At 75.6% G+C, this 22,396-nt stretch carries 21 protein-coding genes, 1 pseudogene and 1 riboswitch; of the genes and pseudogenes, 20 read left to right on the top strand and 2 right to left on the bottom strand.

The window, feature by feature from the left end; translation table 11 throughout:
- The 10 genes and pseudogenes from AB6N24_RS17265 to thiD all read left to right on the top strand — a co-directional run.
- Positions 1–191: pseudogene (locus tag AB6N24_RS17265) on the top strand (C40 family peptidase); the annotation flags it as partial.
- Positions 192–278: 87 nt separating this feature from the next.
- A complete protein-coding gene (gene rpmI, locus AB6N24_RS17260) occupies positions 279–473 on the top strand; it encodes a 50S ribosomal protein L35 (RefSeq protein ID WP_141372337.1) in 195 nt (64 codons plus the stop codon).
- 61 nt (positions 474–534) lie between these two features.
- Complete coding sequence (rplT, locus tag AB6N24_RS17255) at positions 535–921, top strand: 50S ribosomal protein L20 (RefSeq protein ID WP_141372336.1); 387 nt, start codon at positions 535–537, stop codon at positions 919–921.
- A gap of 189 nt (positions 922–1,110) precedes the next feature.
- Positions 1,111–2,043: a TrmH family RNA methyltransferase gene (locus tag AB6N24_RS17250; protein ID WP_412870622.1), complete on the top strand. Its 933-nt coding sequence runs from the start codon at positions 1,111–1,113 to the stop codon at positions 2,041–2,043.
- Positions 2,044–2,129: 86 nt separating this feature from the next.
- The gene (gene thpR, locus AB6N24_RS17245; protein ID WP_412870621.1) at positions 2,130–2,753 is read left to right on the top strand and encodes an RNA 2',3'-cyclic phosphodiesterase; all 624 of its coding nucleotides are present in this window, start codon (positions 2,130–2,132) and stop codon (positions 2,751–2,753) included.
- Positions 2,754–3,031: 278 nt separating this feature from the next.
- Complete coding sequence (gene pheS / locus AB6N24_RS17240) at positions 3,032–4,090, top strand: phenylalanine--tRNA ligase subunit alpha (protein WP_412870620.1); 1,059 nt, start codon at positions 3,032–3,034, stop codon at positions 4,088–4,090.
- The gene (gene pheT / locus AB6N24_RS17235) at positions 4,090–6,648 is read left to right on the top strand and encodes a phenylalanine--tRNA ligase subunit beta (protein ID WP_412870619.1); all 2,559 of its coding nucleotides are present in this window, start codon (positions 4,090–4,092) and stop codon (positions 6,646–6,648) included. Before pheS ends, pheT begins: the two co-directional genes overlap by 1 nt.
- Before the next feature lie 249 nt (positions 6,649–6,897).
- Positions 6,898–7,011: riboswitch (TPP riboswitch) on the top strand.
- Complete coding sequence (gene thiM / locus AB6N24_RS17230; protein ID WP_412870618.1) at positions 7,004–7,891, top strand: hydroxyethylthiazole kinase; 888 nt, start codon at positions 7,004–7,006, stop codon at positions 7,889–7,891. It overlaps the preceding riboswitch by 8 nt.
- Positions 7,888–8,574 (top strand): thiamine phosphate synthase, encoded by a 687-nt coding sequence (locus tag AB6N24_RS17225; protein ID WP_412870617.1) that lies wholly within the window; start codon positions 7,888–7,890, stop codon positions 8,572–8,574. Before thiM ends, AB6N24_RS17225 begins: the two co-directional genes overlap by 4 nt.
- Positions 8,535–10,172: a bifunctional hydroxymethylpyrimidine kinase/phosphomethylpyrimidine kinase gene (gene thiD / locus AB6N24_RS17220; RefSeq protein ID WP_412870616.1), complete on the top strand. Its 1,638-nt coding sequence runs from the start codon at positions 8,535–8,537 to the stop codon at positions 10,170–10,172. Before AB6N24_RS17225 ends, thiD begins: the two co-directional genes overlap by 40 nt.
- A gap of 48 nt (positions 10,173–10,220) precedes the next feature.
- On the opposite strand, the gene AB6N24_RS17215 is transcribed toward thiD, so the two are convergent.
- A complete protein-coding gene (locus AB6N24_RS17215) occupies positions 10,221–10,751 on the bottom strand; it encodes a GNAT family N-acetyltransferase (protein WP_412870615.1) in 531 nt (176 codons plus the stop codon).
- Positions 10,748–11,734 carry a quinone oxidoreductase family protein gene (locus tag AB6N24_RS17210; RefSeq protein ID WP_412870614.1) on the bottom strand — a complete coding sequence of 329 codons (987 nt, stop codon included), beginning with the start codon at positions 11,732–11,734 and terminating at the stop codon, positions 10,748–10,750. Before AB6N24_RS17210 ends, AB6N24_RS17215 begins: the two co-directional genes overlap by 4 nt.
- A gap of 157 nt (positions 11,735–11,891) precedes the next feature.
- On the opposite strand from AB6N24_RS17210, the gene AB6N24_RS17205 reads away from it, so the two are divergent.
- Genes AB6N24_RS17205 through argH form a run of 10 tightly spaced genes read left to right on the top strand, consistent with a single transcriptional unit; the run spans position 11,892 to position 22,310 of the window.
- Positions 11,892–12,794: a sulfurtransferase gene (locus tag AB6N24_RS17205; protein WP_412870613.1), complete on the top strand. Its 903-nt coding sequence runs from the start codon at positions 11,892–11,894 to the stop codon at positions 12,792–12,794.
- A gap of 48 nt (positions 12,795–12,842) precedes the next feature.
- A complete protein-coding gene (locus AB6N24_RS17200; RefSeq protein ID WP_412870612.1) occupies positions 12,843–13,283 on the top strand; it encodes a SufE family protein in 441 nt (146 codons plus the stop codon).
- Between the two features lie 42 nt (positions 13,284–13,325).
- The gene (argC, locus tag AB6N24_RS17195; RefSeq protein WP_412870611.1) at positions 13,326–14,381 is read left to right on the top strand and encodes an N-acetyl-gamma-glutamyl-phosphate reductase; all 1,056 of its coding nucleotides are present in this window, start codon (positions 13,326–13,328) and stop codon (positions 14,379–14,381) included.
- Positions 14,378–15,577, top strand: a complete 1,200-nt coding sequence (argJ, locus tag AB6N24_RS17190; protein WP_412870610.1) for a bifunctional glutamate N-acetyltransferase/amino-acid acetyltransferase ArgJ — start codon at positions 14,378–14,380, stop codon at positions 15,575–15,577. The genes argC and argJ overlap by 4 nt, the downstream gene beginning before the upstream one ends.
- Positions 15,574–16,578: an acetylglutamate kinase gene (gene argB, locus AB6N24_RS17185; protein ID WP_412870609.1), complete on the top strand. Its 1,005-nt coding sequence runs from the start codon at positions 15,574–15,576 to the stop codon at positions 16,576–16,578. Before argJ ends, argB begins: the two co-directional genes overlap by 4 nt.
- Complete coding sequence (locus AB6N24_RS17180; RefSeq protein ID WP_412870608.1) at positions 16,575–17,885, top strand: acetylornithine transaminase; 1,311 nt, start codon at positions 16,575–16,577, stop codon at positions 17,883–17,885. Before argB ends, AB6N24_RS17180 begins: the two co-directional genes overlap by 4 nt.
- A gap of 1 nt (position 17,886) precedes the next feature.
- A complete protein-coding gene (gene argF / locus AB6N24_RS17175; protein WP_412870607.1) occupies positions 17,887–18,819 on the top strand; it encodes an ornithine carbamoyltransferase in 933 nt (310 codons plus the stop codon).
- Entirely contained in the window at positions 18,816–19,376 is a 561-nt protein-coding gene (locus AB6N24_RS17170; RefSeq protein WP_412870606.1) for an arginine repressor, read from the top strand. The genes argF and AB6N24_RS17170 overlap by 4 nt, the downstream gene beginning before the upstream one ends.
- Positions 19,373–20,803 (top strand): argininosuccinate synthase, encoded by a 1,431-nt coding sequence (gene argG, locus AB6N24_RS17165; protein ID WP_412870605.1) that lies wholly within the window; start codon positions 19,373–19,375, stop codon positions 20,801–20,803. The genes AB6N24_RS17170 and argG overlap by 4 nt, the downstream gene beginning before the upstream one ends.
- Before the next feature lies 1 nt (position 20,804).
- Positions 20,805–22,310: an argininosuccinate lyase gene (gene argH, locus AB6N24_RS17160; RefSeq protein WP_412870604.1), complete on the top strand. Its 1,506-nt coding sequence runs from the start codon at positions 20,805–20,807 to the stop codon at positions 22,308–22,310.
- Positions 22,311–22,396: the final 86 nt, after the last annotated feature.

Genomic DNA, 22,396 nt, shown 5'->3' with positions numbered 1-22,396 from the left:
CCTCGGCGCCGCGTCCCGCGGCAGCTCCGGCAGCGGCACCGGCACCGGCCCCGCGTCCCGCGGCGGCCAAGCCCGTGGCCGCCCCGAAGCCGTCGGCGCTGCCCAAGCCGGTCCCGCGACCGGCCCCGAGCGGTGTGAAGCCGGCCCCGCGCCCGGCGCCCTCGTCGAGCAGCGAGGACGCCAAGGCCTGACTTCCCCACGGGGATCCTCACCAGGACCCCCGCACGAACGAGTCGCGCGGCCCCGCGCGATGCGACCTCAAGGAGAGAGCGGCAGCCATGCCGAAGAACAAGACGCACTCCGGTGCCAAGAAGCGCTTCCGGATCACCGGCAGCGGCAAGGTCATGCGCGAGCAGGCAGGCGGGCGCCACCTGCTCGAGCACAAGTCGAGCCGCCGTACGCGCCGCATCGCCGGTGACGTCGTCGTCTCCGCCGCTGACACCCCGAAGATCAAGAAGCTGCTCGGCAAGTGAGCCCGGGGGCGCGCGAGCGCCCCGGACTCACCTGTGAGCCCCGAAACGCAAGGAGCATCACGTGGCACGCGTGAAGCGGGCGGTCAACGCCCAGAAGAAGCGCCGCACTACCCTCGAGCGCGCCAGCGGTTACCGCGGCCAGCGTTCGCGCCTGTACCGCAAGGCGAAGGAGCAGGTCACCCACTCCCTCGTCTACGCCTACCGTGACCGCAAGGCGCGCAAGGGCGACTTCCGCAAGCTGTGGATCCAGCGCATCAACGCGGCGGCTCGCGAGCAGGGCATGACGTACAACCGCCTCATCCAGGGCCTCAAGCTCGCGGGTGTCGAGGTCGACCGTCGCGTCCTCGCCGAGCTCGCCGTCAGCGACGCCCCGGCGTTCGCGGCGCTCGTCCAGGTCGCGAAGGCGGCCCTCCCGGCGGACGTCAACGCCCCCGCCTCGGCGGCCTGACGCACGCTCGCACACGCACGACGCCCCCGTGGTCCACGTGACCACGGGGGCGTCGTCATGCGTGCTGCCGGTCGTCCGCCGCGAACGGCCGAGCACGCCCGCCGGTCGCGCCCGCGTCGTCCCCCTGAGCGGCCCAGCCGGCGACCCCGCACGCCCGAGCCGCACCCCGCGGCGCGAGAGGATGACGCCATGAGCGCCACGAGCCCCGACCCCGCCGCGCCCGACCGGGCACGCCCGATGCTCGACAACCCGCGCGCGGACCGCGTCAAGGCCGTCCGCGCGCTCGCGGGGCGCTCGGCGCGTGCACGTCACGGGCAGTTCCTCGTCGAGGGTCCCCAGTCCGTGCGGGAGCTCGTGCGGGAGGACGCCGCACGGGTGCGGGACCTCTACGTGACCGAGGCCGCGGCCGAGCGGTACGGGGAGATCGTGGCGGCCGCCCGCGCCGCGAGGGTCCGGACGCACCTCGCGACACCCGCGGTGCTCGACGCGATGAGCCCGGACGCCCAGCACGTCCTGGCCGTCGCGGAGCCCCGCGACGTGACGCTCGCCGAGGTCCTGGCCGGCTCCCCGCGGCTCGTCGCGGTCCTCTCGCGCGTCCGGGACCCGGGCAACGCCGGGGCGGTCGTCCGGGCGGCCGACGCCGCGGGCGCCGATGCCGTCGTCCTCACGGCCGAGAGCGTCGACGTGCACAACCCGAAGGTGGTCCGCTCCACGGCCGGGTCGCTGTTCCACCTGCCCGTCGTGACGGGGGTGTCCCTGGCCGAGGTCGTCGCTGGCCTGCGCGGAGCCGGGCTCGCGGTCCTCGCGGCGGACGGCGCGGGGGAGCACGACCTCGACGACCTGCTCGACGTCGCGGGTCACGGCGGCACGCCCGGCACGGCGCCGCGCGGTGGGGAGCCCGACGCGGCAGTGGGGGCCCGGACGCCCGGTGCCGGCGCGGCGCCCGACCTGTCCGGCCCGACCGCCTGGGTCTTCGGCAACGAGGCGTGGGGTCTCCCGGACGCGGACCGTGCGCTGGCCGACGCGGTCGTGCGGGTCCCGATCCGCGGGCGTGCCGAGTCGCTCAACCTCGCGACCGCCGCCACGGTGTGCCTGTACGCGAGCTCGCGCGCGCAGCGCTGACCCGGCAGCCGGCGCGCCGCGGGGCTCGGGCACCCCGACCACGACCGCGGTACCGGGCGCCCGCGTGCTCCTGAGACCCTGGTGCGGTGCGCCTCTTCGCCGCCGTGCGGCCCCCTGCTGACGTCCTCGACCACCTCGACCTCGCGCTGCGCGTCGTGCGCGCCGGTGCGGTGGCCGACGACCGGACGTCCCCGGTGCGGTGGACCGCGGAGGAGAACCGGCACCTGACGGTCGCGTTCTACGGCGAGGTCCCCGCCGGGGTGTCCGAGGACCTGGCACGCGGGCTCGCGGGCGTCGCCGACGAGGCGGAGCCCTTCGAGCTGCGGCTGCGCGGGGCCGGCGTGTTCTCGCACCGCACGCTGTGGGTCGGGGCGAGCGGCGAGGTCGAGGCGATGAACCGGCTGAGCGCCCGGGCTGCCGACGCCGGCGAGGAGGCGGGCACCCGCCCCGACGAGCGGGTCCGCTCCCGCCCGCACCTCACGGTCGGTCGCGTCAGCCCCTCGGCCCGGCCCACGCGCCGCTCGCGACGCCGGCCCGACGACGAGCCGCCGAGCGCGCCCGTCGACGCGCTCGTGCGAGCGCTCGCCGTGTACGAGGGTCCTGCGTGGACCGTCGAGGAGCTGCTGCTCGTCGAGTCGGAGCCGGGCGCGGGGCGGGCCGGCGGTCCGCTCTACACCCCGGTGGACTCATGGCGGCTCGGCGGCGCGTGAGAGGGCCGTCGTGCCGGTGCGCGACCCGGCCCTGTGGCAGCATGGTGCCCATGCCAGCCTCGCGACGTGACGCGCCGGTGACCCGTGGTCGCCGATTTCCCGGGCCCGTTCCCGGGCCGCGCCGCTGACGCTGCGCACGTGACCGGGTCGCTCCTGCGGGAGCGGCCTCAGGCGCTCGCCGAGCGAGCCGCCGGTCCCCGGGACGGGCGCCACTAGACTGCCCAGCTGGCCGGGACCCTCGTCGGACCGGCCGCACCCTCCCCGCCTGGAAGGTCCGCATGTCCTCCTCACCCCTGTCCCCGCTCGACGCCGACGGCGTCGAGGCGGCGCTCTCGGACGCCCTCGCGGCGCTCGCGAAGGCCTCCGACCTCGACGAGCTCAAGGCCGCGCGCCTCGAGCACGTCGGCGACCGCAGCCGCCTCTCGCTCGCGAACCGCGAGATCGGCCGGCTGGCCCCGGCCGAGAAGGCCGTCGCCGGCAAGCTGCTCGGCTCCGCGCGCGGTCGCCTGGGCGCCGCGCTCGCCGCACGCCAGGTCGAGCTCGAGGCCGAGCGCGACGCCCGCGTGCTCGTCGAGGAGCGCCTCGACGTGACGCTCCCGGCCGAGCGCCGTCACGCCGGCGCCCGGCACCCGCTCGAGACGCTCCAGGAGCGCATCGCCGACATGTTCGTCGCGATGGGCTGGGAGATCGCCGAGGGCCCCGAGGTGGAGGCCGAGTGGTTCAACTTCGACGCGCTCAACTTCGGCGTCGACCACCCGGCGCGCCAGATGCAGGACACGTTCTTCGTCGAGGGTGCGGAGCCGGGGGAGGCGTCGGGCCTCGTGCTGCGCACGCACACCTCGCCCGTGCAGGCGCGCACGCTGCTCGAGCGCGAGCTGCCCGTGTACATCGCGTGCCCGGGCAAGGTCTTCCGCACCGACGAGCTCGACGCGACGCACACCCCGGTGTTCCACCAGGTCGAGGGCCTCGCGGTGGACAAGGGCCTGACGATGGCGCACCTCAAGGGCACGCTCGACCACTTCGCGCGGGCGGTCTTCGGTCCGGAGGCCCGCACGCGCCTGCGGCCCGCGTACTTCCCGTTCACGGAGCCGAGCGCGGAGATGGACCTGTGGTTCCCGCAGAAGAAGGGCGGGGCCGGCTGGATCGAGTGGGGAGGGTGCGGGATGGTCAACCCGAACGTGCTGCGCGCCGCGGGCATCGACCCCGACGTGTACTCCGGGTTCGCGTTCGGGGTCGGCGTCGAGCGTGCGCTCATGCTGCGCCACGGCATCGCCGACATGCGCGACATGGTCGAGGGCGACGTGCGCTTCTCCGCGCAGCTGGGAGGGGTGGCCTGATGCCGCGCATCCCGCTGACGTGGCTCGCCGAGCACGTCGACCTCCCCGCCGGCACGACTGCCGAGCAGCTCGCCGCGGACCTGGTCCGGGTCGGGCTCGAGGAGGAGGCGATCCACCCCGCCGCCGTCACGGGCCCGCTCGTGGTCGGCCAGGTCGTCGAGCGCACGCCCGAGCCGCAGAAGAACGGCAAGACGATCAACTGGTGCCGCGTCGACGTGGGCGCGCACAACGAGGAGGACGGCTCGCCGCGCGGCATCGTGTGCGGCGCGCACAACTTCGACGTCGGCGACCGCGTGGTCGTCGCGCTGCCCGGCGCGGTGCTGCCCGGGCCGTTCCCGATCGCCGCGCGCAAGACGTACGGGCACGTGTCCGACGGCATGATCTGCTCGGCGCGCGAGCTCGGCCTCGGCGAGGACCACGACGGCATCATCGTGATCTCGCGGCTCGGGCTCGACGCCGAGCCGGGGACCGACGCGCGCGAGCTCCTGGGGCTCGGCGAGGAGGTCCTCGAGATCAACGTGACGCCGGACCGCGGCTACTGCTTCTCGATGCGCGGCGTGGCGCGCGAGTACTCCCACTCGACCGGCGCGACGTTCCGTGACCCGGGGCTGCCCGTGCCGGACGCGCCCGCGACCGGCGGGTTCCCCGTCGAGCTCGACGACGACGCGCCGATCGACGGCCTGCCGGGGGCGGACCGGTTCGTCGCGCAGGTCGTGCGCGGCGTCGCCGCGTCCGGCCCGTCGCCCGCGTGGATGCAGCGCCGCCTGACCCAGGCCGGGATGCGGCCCATCTCGCTCGCGGTCGACGTCACGAACTACGTGATGCTCGACCTCGGCCAGCCGCTGCACGCCTACGACCTCGCGCAGCTCTCGGCGCCCGTCGTGGTGCGCCGGGCCCGGCAGGGGGAGCGCCTGCGCACGCTCGACGACCAGGACCGCGTCCTGTCGACCGAGGACCTGCTCGTCACGGACAGCCCGGAGGGTGCGCGCGCGAGCCGCATCCTCGGCCTGGCCGGGGTGATGGGCGGTGCGGAGTCCGAGGTGAGCGAGGCGACCACCGACCTGCTGGTCGAGGCCGCGCACTTCGACCCGATCAGCGTCGCCCGCACGGCACGGCGGCACAAGCTGCCGAGCGAGGCGGCCAAGCGCTTCGAGCGGGGCGTCGACCCGCGGCTCGCACGCGTCGCGGTCGCCCGGGTCGTCGAGCTGCTCGTCGAGCACGGCGGCGGGACGCCCGACGACGGGCTCACCGACGTGGACCGCACGGGCGAGCCGCCGGTCGTCGAGCTGGAGCTCGACCTGCCCGCACGGCTCGTCGGCGTCGGGTACACGCCCGAGCAGGTCCGCGAGACGCTCACCGAGATCGGCTGCGCGGTGACGGACGCGGACGCGCCGGGCCGCGTGCTCGTGCGGGTGCCGAGCTGGCGCCCGGACCTGGCCGTGCCGGTCGACCTGGTCGAGGAGGTCGCGCGGCTGCGCGGGTACTCCGAGATCCCGTCCGTGCTCCCCGTCGCTCCCGTCGGGCGAGGGCTCACCGAGGGTCAGCGTGCCCGCCGGGCCGTCGCGGGCGCGCTCGTCGGTGCGGGTTGGGTCGAGACGCTGAGCTACCCGTTCGTCGCCCCCGAGCAGCACGACGTGCTCGGCCTCCCGGCGGACGACGACCGGCGACGCGCCCTGCGCCTCGTCAACCCCCTCGACGACTCGCAGCCCGAGATGCGCACGAGCCTGCTCGCGACGCTGCTCGACACGGCACGCCGCAACGTGAGCCGCGGGACCACGGACCTCGCGGTCTTCGAGATCGGGCTCGCGACCCGTCCGGCCGCGGGTGCGCAGCCGGCGCCGCGCCTGCCCGGTGGGGTGCGGCCCTCGGACGCGGACCTCGCGGCGCTGCGGGCCGCCGTCCCGGCGCAGCCGCGGCGTCTCGCCGGGGTCCTGACCGGGCAGCGCGACCCCGCCGGGTGGTGGGGTCCGGGCCGGCGCGCGGACCACTCCGACGCGGTTGCGGGCGCCCTGCTGGTCGCGCGCACGCTCGGGGTCGAGCTCGTCGTGCGCCAGGACGCGGACCACGCGCCGTGGCACCCGGGCCGGTGCGCGCGCCTCGAGACGGTGGACGGGACGCTCGCCGGGCACGCGGGCGAGCTGCACCCGAAGGTCGTCGCGGCGCTCGGCCTCCCGGCGCGGGCGGCCGCGTTCGAGGTCGACCTCGACGTGCTGCTCGCGGCCGCGCCGACCGAGCCCGTCCAGGTCGTCGAGGTCTCGACGTTCCCGGTCGCGAAGGAGGACGTCGCGCTCGTGGTCGACGCCGACGTCCCCGCGGGCGACGTGCAGGCCGCGGTCCGCGCCGGTGCGGTGTCGAGCCCGGCGGGCGACGTGCTCGAGGAGCTGCGGCTGTTCGACGTCTACACCGGGCCGCAGGTCGGGGACGGCAAGAAGTCCCTCGCGTTCTCGCTGCGCCTGCGCGCGGCCGACCGCACGCTGACCGCGGACGAGACGGCCGCGGTACGCGCGGCCGTCGTCGCCGAGGCGGACCGGCGGTTCGGGGCGCAGCTGCGCGCCTGACGGGTGGGTCGCGCACCAGGGCGCCCGTTCCCTCCGGGGGGCGGGCGCCCTGGTCGTCCCCGGCGAGCGGCGGCGGGCCCGGTCGGTCCGTCCCGGCGACGCGCGCCCGGGGAGCGTGCACCCGGGGCGCGCGCCCGCCGACGGCTCGACAGCCGTCGAGCGCGGAGCGCGCCGACACGCCTCGCCGACGCGCCCGGGGACGGCGCGCGGAACGCTTCCGGCGCGGCGCGTGTCCGAATAAGGTGAGCCGCGAATGACACGGGGTGCTCGCGTACCGGCTGCGACCGGTGCGGGCGAGCTGAGATCACACCCGTCGAACCTGATCTAGTTCGTACTAGCGAAGGGATGTCATGAGATGACTCATGCGCCTGAGAACGACGCGGCCGCACCGGCCGGCTCGGCCGCGGGGCGTGACGCGCTCCTCGACGCCGTGCACGAGGCCGCCAAGCAGGTCCGGCACCGCACACCGTTCGTCCAGTGCCTCACGAACGAGGTCACGGTCAACCTGGTCGCGAACGTGCTGCTCGCCGCGGGTGCCTCCCCGGCGATGGTCGCGACGCCGGGCGAGGCGGAGGAGCTCGCGCACGTCGCGGACGCGGTGCTCGTGAACCTCGGGACGATGGGTGCGGACCACCGCGTGTCGATCCGCTCGACGGTGGCCGCAGCGGAGGGCGCCCGCACGCCGTGGGTCCTCGACCCGGTCGCGGTCGGGGTGCTCTCGCTGCGGACGCGTCTCGCGGCCGAGATCCTCGTGCACACCCCGGCGGTGGTCCGGGGTAACGCGAGCGAGATCCGGGCGCTCGCGGGGCTGGCGTCCACGGGCCGCGGGGTCGACGCGCGTGACGACGTCGACGACGCGCTCGCCGCCGCCGTGGCGATCGCCGGGCGCACCGGGGCGGTCGTGGCGGTGTCGGGGGCGACGGACCTCGTGACCGACGGCGTGACCGTCGTGCGGCTCACCGGCGGCGACCCGCTCCTGACCATGATGACCGGGGGCGGGTGCGCGCTCGGCGGGCTCGTCGCCGCGACGAGCGCCGTCGCGAGCCCCCTCGTCGCGGCGGTGACGGCCAGCGCCTGGTTCAACGAGGCCGCGACCGACGCCGCCCTCGTGGCGCGCGGGCCCGGGTCGTTCGCGGCGGCGTTCGTCGACGCCGTGCACGCCCTGACCGCGGACACGCTCGTCGAGCGGGCGGCCGCAGGTCTGCACGTCGGCGCGCTGACGGCTGCCGGGGCCCGCGCATGAGCGCCGCGCTGCCGCCCGGGCCGTACCTCGTGCTCGACGCCGCCGTCTGCGAGCGGGCCGGGCACGATCCGCTCGACGTCGTGGACGCGGCGGCGCACGCCGGGCTCGGTGTCGTCCAGCTGCGCGCGAAGGACCGCGACGTGCGGGCGCTGCTCGACCTCACGGTCGCCGCGGCCGGCCGGCTCGCGCGGTTCGTCGGCCCGCCCGCGCTCGTGGTCGACGACCGGGTCGACGTCGTGCTCGCGGCCCGTCGCCGGGGAGCGCGGGTCGACGGCGTGCACCTCGGGCAGTCCGACCTCCCGGCCGTCGACGCGCGGCGGCTGCTGGGCGCCGGGACGCTGATCGGCGTCTCGGCCGCGCGTGACGAGGACGTCGACGCGGCGCTGCGGACCGGCGTCGTCGACTACCTCGGCGCCGGACCGGTGCGGGCGACCCCGACCAAGCCCGACGCCGCGGACCCCATCGGGCTCGACGGGCTCGCCGCCGTCGCGCGCCGCTCGACGCTGCCGGTCGTCGCGATCGGCGGGCTGACCGTCGAGGACGCCGAGCCCGTCCGCCTCGCGGGCGCCGTGGGCCTCGCGGTGGTGTCCGCGGTGTGCGCGCACCCCGCGCCGTACGCCGCAGCCACCGAGCTCGTCGCCGCGTGGGCCCGGGCCCGCTCGCACGCCGCGAGCGCCTCGTGACCGCGCCCGTCGGGGGCGTCGCCGTGCCGGCGGACGAACCGGCCGGCCCCGACGACGCGCCGGACCGCCTCCGCTTCGGCGCGCCGGGCGGCCCGAGCCGTCCGCGCGTCCTGTCGGTCGCGGGCACCGACCCGACCGGCGGTGCGGGCATCCAGGCGGACCTCAAGTCGATCGCGGCGCACGGCGGGTACGGCATGGCCGTGGTCACCGCGCTCGTCGCGCAGAACACCCGCGGCGTGCGCACGAGCCACGTCCCGGATCCCGCGTTCCTGCGCGCACAGCTCGACGCGGTGAGCGACGACGTCACGGTCGACGCGCTGAAGATCGGCATGGTCGCGACCGAGGCCGTCGCCCGCGAGCTCGGCGCGTGGCTCGCGGTGCACCGGCCGCCGTACGTGGTGCTCGACCCGGTGATGGTCGCGACGAGCGGCGACCGTCTGCTGGACGGCGGGGCCGAGGACGCGGTCCGGTCGCTGCTCGCGCACGCCGACCTCGTGACGCCCAACCTGCCCGAGCTCGCGGTCCTGCTGGGCGAGCCGGTCGCTGCCACGTGGCCCGAGGCGCTCGACCAGGGTGCCCGGCTCGCGCGCCGGCACGGCACCGCGGTGCTGGTCAAGGGCGGTCACCTCGCGGGGGAGCCGGGCCGGAGCCCGGACGCCGTCGTGACCGCGGAGGCGACCGTCGAGATCGACGCGCCTCGCGTCGCGACGCTCCACACGCACGGGACCGGCTGCTCGCTGTCCGCCGCGGTCGCGACGCTGCGCCCGCAGCGCGACGACTGGGTCGCGGCGGTGCGCGAGGCCAAGCAGTGGCTCACGGGCGCCCTCCGGGCCGGCGGTGCTCTGCAGGTCGGCACGGGCAACGGTCCCGTGGACCACGCGCACCGGCAGGGGAGCGCGCGGCGCTTCACCGACGAGGCGTGGGAGCAGGTCGCGGACCTGCGGGAGGCGTGCGACGAGCTCGCGTTCGTCCGCGGGCTCGCCGCCGGGACGCTCGAGGCGGAGCAGTTCGCGTTCTACCTCGCGCAGGACGCGCTGTACCTGCGCGAGTACTCCCGCGTCCTGGCTCGGGCGAGCGAGCTGGCCCCGGACCGCGGGGCGCAGGAGTTCTTCGCGCGCGGCGCGCACCACTGCCTCGCGGTCGAGTCGGACCTCCACCGTCGCTGGCTCGGGAGGTACGGCGTCGCGGCGGGCGGTGCGACGACGTCACCGGTGACCGCCGCGTACACCGACCACCTGCGGGCGGTCGCGGCGAGCGGCTCGTACGCGGAGCTGCTCGCCGCGGTGCTCCCGTGCTACTGGCTGTACGCGGACATCGGCGCGCGCCTGCTCGCCCGCGCCGAGCTCGACGGGCACCCGTACGCCGACTGGATCGCGACCTACGGCGACCCCGAGTTCGCGCGGGCGTCGGACCGGGCGCGCGAGCTGACCGACGACGCCGCGCGCTCCGCCGGTCCGGCCGGGCGCGCGCGGATGCTCGAGGCCTTCGTGCGCTCGTGCCGGCACGAGTGGCTGTTCTTCGCCCAGGGCACGTCGATGCCGTCGTGGCCCCGGCCGTCGCGGGTGTCGACCGAGCCCGAGCCCGCCGCCGTGCGCTGAGGGGCGGCTCCGCACCGCGAGCGCGCGGTGCGGAGCCCCGGGCGGAGCTCAGGCCGCGCCGACCCCGCGCGCGAGCAGCGCGACCCGGACCGTTCCCCCGGACGTCAGCTGCTCGCCGACCTGCGCGAACCCGAGCCGCCGGTGGAACGCGAGCGACGACGGGTTGGGCGGGTCGAGGTTGACCTCGCACGTGACCTCGGCGAGCCCGGCCCGGACGGCGGCGTCGTCGACCGCGCCGTAGAGCGCACGGCCCACGCCGCGACCGTGACCGTGCGGCGCGACGACGATCCGGTCGACGTAGAGCGAGCCGGGCCGGTGCGTCGAGAACCACCGGTAGTTCTCGCTCGCGTACGCGGCGCCGGGGGCGAGCGCGAGCAGGAACGCGAGCGGCGCGCCGGTCGCGGGGTCGTCGACGACGAGCGCGACGTCGCACGCGGGCAGGTGCGCGGCCAGCCCGGCGGCACCCAGCGCGTTGACGGCCGGGACCGCGGCGTCGTTGAGCACGGCGAGCGCGGGGACGTCGTCCAGGCGTGCCGCGCGCGGGACGGGTGTGCCGGCTGCGGGCAGCGGGACGCTCACGGGAGCAGGACGACCTTCCCGGTCGTCGCACGCCCCTCGAGCGCGCGGTGCGCCTCCGCGGCGTCGCGCAGCGCGAACGTCGCCCCGACCCGGACGTCGAGCGTGCCGGCGGCGACCGCGTCGAGCAGCTCGCCGGCCCGCCACAGCAGCTCCTCGCGCGTCGCGGTGTAGTGCGCGAGCGTGGGGCGGGTCAGGAACAGCGACCCGGCGGCGTTGAGCCGCTGGGGGTCGAGCGGGGGGACGGGACCGGACGCGGCGCCGAACAGCGCGAGGCCGCCGCGCGGGCGCAGCGACGCGAGCGAGGCGTCGAACGTCGCGCGCCCGACGCCGTCGAACACCGTGTGGACGCCGGCGCCGCCGGTGAGCTCGCGCACGCGCGCGGGCAGCTCGGCCGCGAGGTCGTCGAGCAGGTCGTACCGGATCACCTCGGTGGCCCCGGCGCCGCGCGCCAGGTCCTCCTTCTCGGCAGCGCCGACGGTGGCCAGCACGCGGGCGCCGCGCGCGACGGCGAGCTGGGTCAGGAGCAGCCCCACGCCTCCGGCCGCGGCGTGCACGAGCACGTCCTGGCCGGCGGCGACGGGGAACGTCGACGCGACGAGGTAGTGCGCGGTCATCCCCTGGAGCAGCAGCGCCGCGGCGGTCGTGAGGTCGACGCCCGCGGGCACCGGCACCGCGTGCTCCACGTCGAGCAGCACCTGCTCCGCGTACGAGCCGGGTGCGCCGGACGCCCACGCGACGCGGTCGCCCACGGCTGTCCCGGTGACCCCGTCGCCGAGGGCCTCGACCGTGCCCGCGCCCTCGCCGCCCACGACGTGCGGGAACGGGACGGGGTACAGCCCTGAGCGGCGGTAGGTGTCGATGAAGTTCACGCCCGCCGCGGCGACGCGCACGCGCACCTGGCCGGGCCCGGGCTCGGGCGTGGGGAGCTCGACGAGCTCGAGGACCTCGGGGCCGCCGGCGCTGCCGGCCTGGATCGTCTGCACGCCGGGCGCAACGCCGGGCGCGGGCCGGATCATCCGCGGCGGACACGTCGTCTCACGATGTGTGCACCTCGCCGTCCTGCCTTGACGCGTGCCGCGCCGCGCTCGCAGGCTCAGGCCCGCGGGGTCCGACGGGGGCTCCACGGCGGACGGAGCTGGCATGACGGTGGAGATCGACACGACGTCGGAGAAGCTCGCGCAGTACGCGCACCCGGAGCGTCTCGTGACGACCCAGTGGCTCGCCGACCACCTCGGCGCCGAGGGTCTCGTGGTCGTCGAGTCGGACGAGGACGTGCTGCTCTACGAGACCGGGCACATCCCGGGTGCGGTCAAGATCGACTGGCACACGGACCTCAACGACGCCGACGTGCGCGACTACGTGGACGGCGAGCGTCTCGCGCAGCTGCTGGGCTCCAAGGGCATCGGTCGCGACACGACCGTCGTGATCTACGGCGACAAGAACAACTGGTGGGCGGCCTACACCCTGTGGGTGCTCTCGCTGTTCGGCCACGAGGACGTGCGCCTGCTCGACGGCGGCCGGAACACGTGGATCGCCGAGGGCCGCGAGCTCACGACCGAGGTCCCGACGCCGACGCCCGTCGAGTACCCCGTCGTCGAGCGCGACGACCGGACGCTGCGCGCGTTCAAGGAGGACGTCCTCGCGCACCTCGGGAACCCGATCGTCGACATCCGCTCGCCCAAGGAGTACACGGGCGAGCTCGCGCACATGCCCGACTACCCGAACGAGGGTGCGCTGCGCACGGGCCACATCCCGACGGCGCGCAACGTGCCGTGGGCGACGGCCGTGGCGGCCGACGGGACGTACAAGTCGCGCGCCGAGCTCGAGGCGATCTACCAGGACGGCGGCCTCGGCCTGACGCCCGAGGACCGGGTCATCACGTACTGCCGCATCGGCGAGCGGTCGAGCCACACGTGGTTCGCGCTCAAGCACCTGCTGGGCCTGGAGGACGTGCGCAACTACGACGGCTCGTGGACCGAGTGGGGCAACTCGGTGCGCGTCCCGATCGTCAAGGGCGAGGAGCCGGGGAGCCTCCCGGCGTGAGGCACGCGGCCTGCCGGGCGGTCCGGAGAAGGTGGGAGGATCGGTCCCATGGCTGAGTCCCACGTCCCCGAGGCCTTCGCGCGGATCCGCGAGGAGTTCCTCGCCGTCCCGCAGCCGGACCGCCTGCAGCTGCTGCTCGAGTTCTCCCGCGAGCTGCCCGAGCTGCCGGAGCGCTACGCCGCGCAGCCGGGCCTGCTCGAGCGCGTCGAGGAGTGCCAGTCGCCCGTGCGCGCTTTCTCGGAGGTCGATTCCGACGGGATCGTGCACTTCTACGCCTCCGCGCCGCCCGAGGCACCCACGACGCGGGGCTTCGCGGCCATCCTCGCGGAGGGCCTCGAGGGGCTGACGGCCGACGAGGTGCTCGCCCTGCCCGACGACTACCCGTTCACCATCGGGCTCACCGAGGCGGTCAGCCCGCTGCGGCTGCGCGGGATGACCGGCATGCTCGAGCGGACCAAGCGGCAGGTGCGGGAGCAGGTCGGCGCGTAAGTCGGTCGCGATGACTATGCAGTCCCGTGTATGGTCATGCACATGACGTTCACCGTGGCAGTCGCCGGCGCGAGCGGGTACGCGGGCGGGGAGATGCTCCGCCTGCTGCTCGACCACCCCGACGCCGAGATCCGGACCGTCACGGCGCACTCCAACGCCGGGACGCCGCTCGGTCAGCACCAGCCGCACCTGCGCCGGCTCGCCGACCGCGTGCTCGCGCCGACCGAGGTCGACCGGCTTGCAGGTCACGACGTCGTCGTCCTCGCGCTGCCGCACGGCGCGTCGGGCGCGGTCGCGGCCGAGCTCGGGGACGCCGCGCTCGCCGTCGACCTCGGCGCGGACCACCGGCTCGCCGACGCCGCCGCCTGGGAGGCGTTCTACGGGAACCCGCACGCCGGCACCTGGCCGTACGGGCTGCCCGAGCTGCTGCACGCGGGGGAGCGGACGCCCGCCGCCCAGCGCGCCGCGCTCGCGGGCACCCGGCGCATCGCGGTCCCGGGCTGCAACGTCACGGCCGTCACGCTGGGTCTCCAGCCCGGCATCGCCGCGGGGCTGATCGAGCCGACCGACCTCGTGGCGGTGCTCGCCAACGGCTACTCGGGTGCGGGGAAGTCCCTCAAGACCCACCTGCTCGCGAGCGAGGCCCTCGGCGCGGCCCAGCCGTACGCCGTCGGCGGCACGCACCGGCACGTCCCCGAGATCGAGCAGAACCTCGGCGTCGCGGGTGCGGCGGACGTGAGCATCTCGTTCACCCCCACGCTCGTCCCGATGGCGCGCGGGATCCTCGCGACCGCGACCGCGCGCCTCGTGCCCGGCACCGACCCCGCGTCGGTCCGCGCCGCCTGGGAGGACGCGTACCGCGACGAGCCGTTCGTGCACCTGCTTCCCGAGGGGCAGTGGCCGACGACCGCCGCGACGCTCGGCGCCAACACCGCGCTCGTCCAGGTCGCCGTCGACGAGCGTGCCGGCCGCGTCGTGACGGTCACCGCGATCGACAACCTCGTCAAGGGGACCGCCGGCGCGGCCGTGCAGTCCCTCAACCTCGCGCTCGGCCTCCCCGAGACGCTCGGCCTCCCGCTGGACGGAGTCGCCCCGTGAGCACCGACATCCCCACCTCGCCCGGCGTGACCGCCGCCGCAGGCTTCCGCGCCGCCGGCGTCACGGCCGGCCTCAAGGCCTCGGGCCGCCCCGACCTGGCGCTCGTGGTCAACGACGGCCCGTCCCAGGTCGCGGCCGCGGTGTTCACGTCCAACCGCGTCGTCGGCGCGCCCGTCGTGTGGTCGCGCCAGGCGGTGTCCGACGGGGTCGCGAGCGCCGTCGTGCTGAACTCGGGCGGCGCGAACGTGTGCACCGGACCCGAGGGGTTCCAGGACGTGCACGCGACGGCCGAGAAGGTCGCCGAGGTGCTCGGCGTCTCGTCGGGCGACGTGCTCGTCGCGTCGACCGGGCTCATCGGCGAGCGCCTCCCGCGCGAGAAGCTCCTCGCGGGTGTCGAGGCCGCGGGCCCCGCTCTCACGGCGGACGGCGGCCCGGACGCGTCGGTCGCGATCATGACGACCGACACGGTCCCGAAGACGGCGCACGTGACCGTCGAGACGCCGTCGGGCAGCTGGACGGTCGGCGGCATGGCCAAGGGCGCCGGGATGCTGGCGCCCGCGCTGGCGACGATGCTCTGCGTGATCACCACGGACGCCGACGTCGACGCGGCCACCGCGGACTCCGCCCTGCGCGCCGCGACCGGCACCACGCTCGACCGCATCGACTCCGACGGCTGCATGTCGACGTCGGACACCGTCGCGCTGCTCGTCTCGGGGGCGAGCGGAGTGACGCCCGACCCCGCCGAGTTCGCCGAGGCCGTGCGCGAGGTGTGCGCGCGCCTCGCACGGGCGCTGGTCGCCGACTGCGAGGGCGCGACCCACGACGTCGAGGTCACGGTCGTGAACGCCGAGACCGAGGACGCCGCGGTCGCCGTCGCCCGGGCGGTGACCCGGTCCAACCTGGTCAAGACCGCGATCTTCGGCAACGACCCGAACTGGGGCCGCATCCTCGCCCAGGTGGGGACCGTCCCCGTCGAGGTCGCGGCGTACGACCCCGCGCAGCTCGACGTCACCTTCAACGGCGTCCAGGTCTGCCGCGCGGGCGGCGCGTACGAGGACCGCTCGAAGGTCGACCTCGCCTCTCAGCGCGAGGTGCACGTCGTGATCGACCTGCACGCCGGCGACGCGTCCGCGACGGTCTGGACCAACGACCTCTCGCACGACTACGTCCACGAGAACAGCGCGTACTCGACATGAGCACCGACGGGCCCACCGTGAGCGACGACTTCGTGTTCAACACCCGCACCGACCTGCGCGCCGACCAGAAGGCCGAGGTCCTCATCGAGGCGCTGCCGTGGCTGCAGCGGTTCAAGGGCGCGCTCGTCGTCGTCAAGTACGGCGGCAACGCGATGATCGACGCCGACCTCAAGCGCGCGTTCGCCGAGGACATGGTCTTCCTGCACCAGGTCGGGCTGCGGCCCGTCGTGGTGCACGGCGGCGGACCGCAGATCAACGCGATGCTCGACCGGCTCGGCATCGAGAGCGAGTTCCGGGGCGGGCTGCGGGTCACGACGCCCGAGGCGATGGACGTCGTCCGGATGGTCCTCACCGGCCAGGTCTCGCGCGAGCTCGTCGGGCTGCTCAACGCGCACGGCCCGTACGCGGTCGGCCTGTCCGGCGAGGACGGCGGCCTGCTGCGGGCGCGGCGGCGCCAGGCGGTCGTCGACGGCGAGAGCGTCGACATCGGGCTCGTCGGCGACGTCGTCGAGGTCAACCCCGGTGCGGTCCTCGACCTGCTCGACGCGGGCCGCATCCCGGTCGTCTCGACCGTCGCCCCGGACCTCGAGGACCCCACGCAGGTGCTCAACGTCAACGCGGACACGGCGGCGGCGGCCCTCGCGGTGGCGCTCGGCGCCCGCAAGCTCATCGTGCTGACCGACGTCGAGGGCCTCTACACGAGCTGGCCCGACCGGGGGTCGCTCGTGCGCCGCATCCGGTCGAGCGCGCTCGCGGAGCTGCTGCCGACGCTCGACGCCGGCATGCGCCCCAAGATGGAGGCGTGCTGGCGGGCCGTCGAGGGCGGCGTCGGCCGCGCGCACGTGATCGACGGGCGCGCGGCGCACTCGATCCTCGTCGAGGTCTTCACGTCCGACGGGGTGGGGACGATGGTGCTGCCCGACGACGAGCCGGTCCCGTCGCCGTTCACGGGCGAGATCCCGGCCGTCGACGAGGCCGCCGTCCGGGGGGCACGGTCATGAGCGCCGCCGACCTGACCCCGGGCGCCCCGTCCGCCGCGCTCGGCGCCGCGCCGGTCGCCCCGGGCGCGGGTGACCTCGTCGCCCCCGACTCGGGCGCGCACTGGACGCAGCGGTACTCCGCGGCCGTCATGGACACGTTCGGCCCCCCGCAGCGCGTGCTCGTGCGCGGCGACGGCGCCTACGTGTGGGACGCCGACGGCACCCGGTACCTGGACCTGCTCGCGGGCATCGCCGTGAACGCCCTCGGGCACGCGCACCCGACGCTCACCGCGGCGATCTCCGCGCAGCTCGGCACGCTCGGGCACGTGTCGAACTTCTTCGCGACGCCCACGCAGGTCGCGCTCGCCGAACGGCTGCTCGACCTCGCGCGTGCACCCCACGGCTCGCGGGTGTTCTTCACGAACTCGGGGACCGAGGCCAACGAGGCGCTCGTGAAGATGACGCGCCGCACCGGCCGCCCGCGCATCCTCGCGCTCGAGGGGTCCTTCCACGGCCGGAGCATGGGGGCGCTCGCGCTGACCCACAAGCCTGCCTACCGCGAGCCGTTCGAGCCGCTGCCCGGCGGCGTGGAGTTCCTGCCGTTCGGCGACACCGACGCGCTGCGGGCGGCGTTCGCCCCGGAGCACGGCGGGGGAGCGGACGTCGCGGCGCTCGTGCTCGAGCCGATCCAGGGCGAGGCCGGCGTGCGGCCGCTGCCCGCCGGGTACCTCGCGCTGGCCCGCGAGCTCACGTCGGCCGCGGGCGCGCTGCTCGCGCTCGACGAGGTGCAGACCGGCATGGGACGGACCGGCGCCTGGCTCGCGCACCACCACGACCACCTCGGCGGCGGGATCGTCCCGGACGTCGTCACGCTCGCCAAGGGCCTCGGCGGCGGCTTCCCGATCGGCGCGGTCGTCGCGTACGGCGAGCGGGCGGCGACGCTCTTGGGCCGGGGTCAGCACGGCACGACGTTCGGCGGGAACCCGGTCGCCGCCGCGGCGGGGCTCGCGACGATCGGCGTGATCGAGCGCGACGGCCTGCTGGCGAACGTCCGCGACGTGGGCGCCGGGCTGCGCGCGTCGGTCACGGCGCTCGCGCACCCGCTCGTCGCGCAGGTGCGCGGCGAGGGCCTCCTGATCGCGGTCGAGCTGGCCCGTCCCGTCGCAGCCGACCTCGCCGCGCAGGCGCTCGCGGCCGGGATCATCGTGAACCCGTGCACGCCGACGACGCTGCGGATCGCGCCGCCCCTCATCCTCACGGCGGGGCAGGGCCAGCAGCTCGTCGACTTCCTCGCGGGGCTCCCGCGCGACCTCGGACCGGAGGCCTGAGATGGTGCGGCACTTCCTGCGCGACGACGACCTGAGCCCCCGGGAGCAGAGCGAGGTCCTCGAGCTCGCGCTCGCGTTCCGCGACGACCGGTTCATCCGGACGCCGCTCGCGGGCCCCCGCGCGGTCGCCCTCGTCTTCGACAAGCACTCGACGCGCACGCGCGTGTCGTTCTCGGTCGGGGTCGCGGAGCTCGGCGGCTACCCGCTGCTCCTGGACTCCGGGACGTCGCAGCTCGAGCGTGGCGAGCCCATCGAGGACACCGCGCGCGTCCTGGACCGCCAGTGCGCGGCCATCGTCTGGCGCACGTCCGCGCAGAGCCGCATCGACGCGATGGCGGGCGCCTCCGGGGTGCCCGTCGTGAACGCGCTCACGGACGAGTTCCACCCGTGCCAGGTGCTCGCGGACCTCATGACGATCGCGCAGCTGCGCGGCGGCGTCGGCGCGCTCGCCGGGAAGACGCTCGCGTACCTCGGCGACGGCGCGAACAACATGGCGCACTCGTACCTGCTCGGCGGGGCGACCGCGGGCCTGCACGTGCGCGTCGCGACGCCGGCCGGGTACCTGCCCGACGCGGCCGTGCTCGCGGACGCCGAGCGCGTCGCGGCCGGCACGGGCGGCTCCGTCCTCGTCACGCAGGACCCCGCGGTCGCGGTCGCGGGCGCCGACGTCATCGCCACGGACACGTGGGTCTCCATGGGGCACGAGACCACGGCGGACGTGCGGGCCGAGCCGTTCGTGCCGTACCAGGTCAACGCCGCGTCGCTCGCGGCCGCGGCGCCGGACGCGATCGTGCTGCACTGCCTGCCGGCCTACCGCGGCAAGGAGATCACCGCGGAGGTGCTCGACGGGCCGCAGTCGGCGGTGTGGGACGAGGCCGAGAACCGCCTGCACGCGCAGAAGGCGCTGCTGACCTGGTTGCTGGAGCGGTCGTGAGCCCGGGCAGCACCGCGGGGACGGCGGGCGCCACCTCGCCGCCGACGAAGGCGGCCCGCCACGCCCTGATCACCGGGCTGCTCTCGCGCCGGGCCGTCCACTCGCAGTCCGAGCTGGCCGAGGCCCTGGCGTGCGAGGGTGTCTCCGTGACCCAGGCGACGCTGTCGCGCGACCTCGTCGAGCTCCGCGCCACGAAGGTCCGCACCCCGTCCGGCTCGCTCGTCTACACCGTGCCCGCGGAGGGCGGCAACCGCGCCCCGGCGCCCGTGGCCGACGCGGAGATGCTCGCGGCGAGGCTCGCGCGCCTGTGCGCCGAGCTGGTCGTGACGGCCGAGGCGTCCGGCAACCTCGTCGTCCTGCGCACCCCGCCGGGCGCCGCGCAGTTCCTCGCCTCGGCCATCGACCACTCGGTCATGCCGGGCGTGATGGGCACCATCGCCGGTGACGACACCGTCCTGGTCATCAGCAGCGACCCGGGCGGCGGCCAGGGCGTCGCGCAGCGGTTCCTCGACCTCGCGGCTGGCCGCGACGACGCACGAGAGAAGGAAGACACGTGAGCAAGGTTCTGACTCAGCTCCCCGTGGGCGAGCGTGTGGGGATCGCCTTCTCGGGCGGTCTCGACACGTCGGTCGCCGTGGCCTGGATGCGTCACCACGGGGCGGTCCCGTGCACCTACACGGCGGACCTCGGCCAGTACGACGAGCCCGAGATCGACCAGGTGCCGGACCGCGCGCTCATGTACGGCGCGGAGCTCTCGCGGGCGGTCGACTGCAAGGGGGCGCTGGTCGAGGAGGGCCTGGCCGCGCTGGCGTGCGGTGCGTTCCACATCCGCAGCGGCGGGCGGTCGTACTTCAACACGACCCCCCTGGGCCGCGCCGTGACCGGCACGCTCCTGGTGCGCGCCATGCAGTCCGACGGCGTGGAGATCTGGGGCGACGGCTCGACGTTCAAGGGCAACGACATCGAGCGGTTCTACCGCTACGGGCTCCTCGCGAACCCGTCGCTCCGGATCTACAAGCCGTGGCTCGACAAGGACTTCGTGTCCGAGCTCGGCGGGCGCGCGGAGATGAGCCAGTTCCTCGTCGAGCACGAGCTGCCGTACCGGGACAGCGCCGAGAAGGCGTACTCGACCGACGCCAACATCTGGGGCGCCACGCACGAGGCCAAGACGCTCGAGCAGCTCGACGTCTCGCTCGAGCTGGTCCAGCCGATCATGGGCGTCCGGTTCTGGGACCCCGAGGTGGAGATCGCGACCGAGGACGTGACCATCGGCTTCGAGCGGGGCCGGCCGACCACGATCAACGGCGTGCGCTACGACGACCCGGTGGAGCTGGTCCGCGAGGCCAACGCGGTCGGCGGGCGGCACGGGCTCGGCATGTCCGACCAGATCGAGAACCGGATCATCGAGGCGAAGTCGCGCGGCGTCTACGAGGCCCCCGGCATGGCGCTGCTGTTCGTCGCCTACGAGCGGCTCGTCAACGCCATCCACAACGAGGACACCATCGCGAGCTACCACGCCGAGGGCCGCCGGCTCGGCCGCCTGCTCTACGAGGGGCGTTGGCTCGACCCGCAGGCGCTCATGCTGCGCGAGTCGATCCAGCGGTGGATCGCGTCCGTCGTCACCGGCGAGGTGACGCTGCGCCTGCGCCGCGGCGAGGACTACACGATCCTGCGCACGGACGGCCCGGCGCTGTCGTACCACCCGGACAAGCTCTCGATGGAGCGCACCGAGTCGGCGGCGTTCGGGCCGACCGACCGGATCGGCCAGCTGACCATGCGCAACCTCGACATCGCCGACTCGCGCGCCAAGCTCGAGCTGTACGCGCAGCAGCCGGTCGACCAGGGCCAGGTCCTCGTCGAGAACGGCACGCTCTTCGGTGCCCTGCCCACGGGCGGCGCCGACGTGATCGCGGACAACCCCTCGGTCCTCGGCGACGAGGAGCTGGCGCTCGAGAGCGCCGCGATGGAAGTCGGGACGGACTGACATGACGAACGCAGCGGGGACGACGGGCACACCGTCCGGCGCGCCCGAGGGCGGGCGGTCCGGCGGCGGTCCGGGCGACGGGGGCGCCGGGACCGTCGCCGGGCAGGCGCCCGTGAGCCTGTGGGGCGGGCGGTTCGCCGGCGGCCCCGCGCAGGCGCTCGCGGCGCTGTCGCAGTCGACGCACTTCGACTGGCGGCTCGCGCGCCACGACATCGCGGGCTCGGTCGCGCACGCGCGCGTGCTGCACCGCGCGGGCCTGCTCGACGACGCCGAGCTCGCCACGATGCTCGACGGGCTGTCCCGGCTGCGGGACGACGTCGCGAGCGGCGCGTTCCTCCCGGTGCTCGCCGACGAGGACGTGCACACCGCGCTCGAGCGCGGGCTCATCGAGCGGGCCGGACCGGAGGTCGGCGGCAAGCTGCGCGCCGGGCGCTCGCGCAACGACCAGATCGCGACGCTCGTGCGCGTCTACCTGCGTGAGGAGGCGCGTCGCGTCGGCGGGCTCGTGCTCGACGTGGTCGACGCGGTCCTGGCGCAGGCGACGGCCGCGGGCGACGCCCCGATGCCCGGGCGGACGCACCTGCAGCACGCGCAGCCGGTCCTGCTCGCGCACCACCTGCTCGCGCACGCCTGGCCGCTGCTGCGCGACGTCGAGCGCTGGGTCGACTGGGACGCCCGTGCGGCGCGCTCGCCGTACGGCTCGGGGGCCCTGGCCGGCTCGTCGCTCGGGCTCGACCCCGCGGCGGTCGCGGCGGAGCTCGGGTTCGACGGCCCGGTCGAGAACTCGATCGACGGCACCGCGTCGCGCGACGTCGTCGCGGAGTTCGCGTTCGTCGCGGCGATGACGGGCGTCGACCTGTCGCGCTTCGCGGAGGAGATCATCCTGTGGGCGACCAAGGAGTTCGGCTTCGTCCGCCTCGACGACGCCTACTCGACCGGGTCGAGCATCATGCCGCAGAAGAAGAACCCGGACATCGCCGAGCTCGCGCGCGGCAAGGCCGGGCGGCTCGTCGGCGACCTCACGGGGCTGCTCACGACCCTCAAGGGCCTCCCGCTCGCGTACAACCGCGACCTGCAGGAGGACAAGGAGCCGGTGTTCGACCAGGTCGACACGCTCGCGGTGCTCCTGCCCGCGTTCGCGGGCATGGTCGCCACGCTGACGTTCGACACGGACCGCCTCGCCGAGCTCGCGCCGCAGGGCTTCTCGCTCGCGACCGACGTCGCGGAGTGGCTCGTGCGCGAGGGCGTGCCGTTCCGGGTGGCCCACGAGGTCGCGGGCGCGTGCGTCCGGGTGTGCGAGGACCGGGGCATCGAGCTGTGGGACCTGAGCGAGGACGACCTCGCCGGCATCTCCGAGCACCTCACGCCCGGTGTCCGCTCGGTGCTGACCGTCGAGGGCTCGCTCGCGTCACGCTCGGCGACGGGCGGCACGGCGCCGGTCCGGGTCGCGGAGCAGCTCGCGCGCGCACACGCCCGTTCCGCGGAGCTGCGCGCCTGGACGTCGTGACCGACGCGGCGGGCGCGCGCGATCGGGGATGTCTCGCTCAGTGCGGGGAGCCGTGCGCGCAGGTAGTTCTCGAGCACGGCTTGCAG

Source organism: Cellulomonas jepli (assembly GCF_047229345.1).
Taxonomy (GTDB): domain Bacteria; phylum Actinomycetota; class Actinomycetes; order Actinomycetales; family Cellulomonadaceae; genus Cellulomonas_A.
This window is presented reverse-complemented; position numbering and strand designations above follow the sequence as displayed.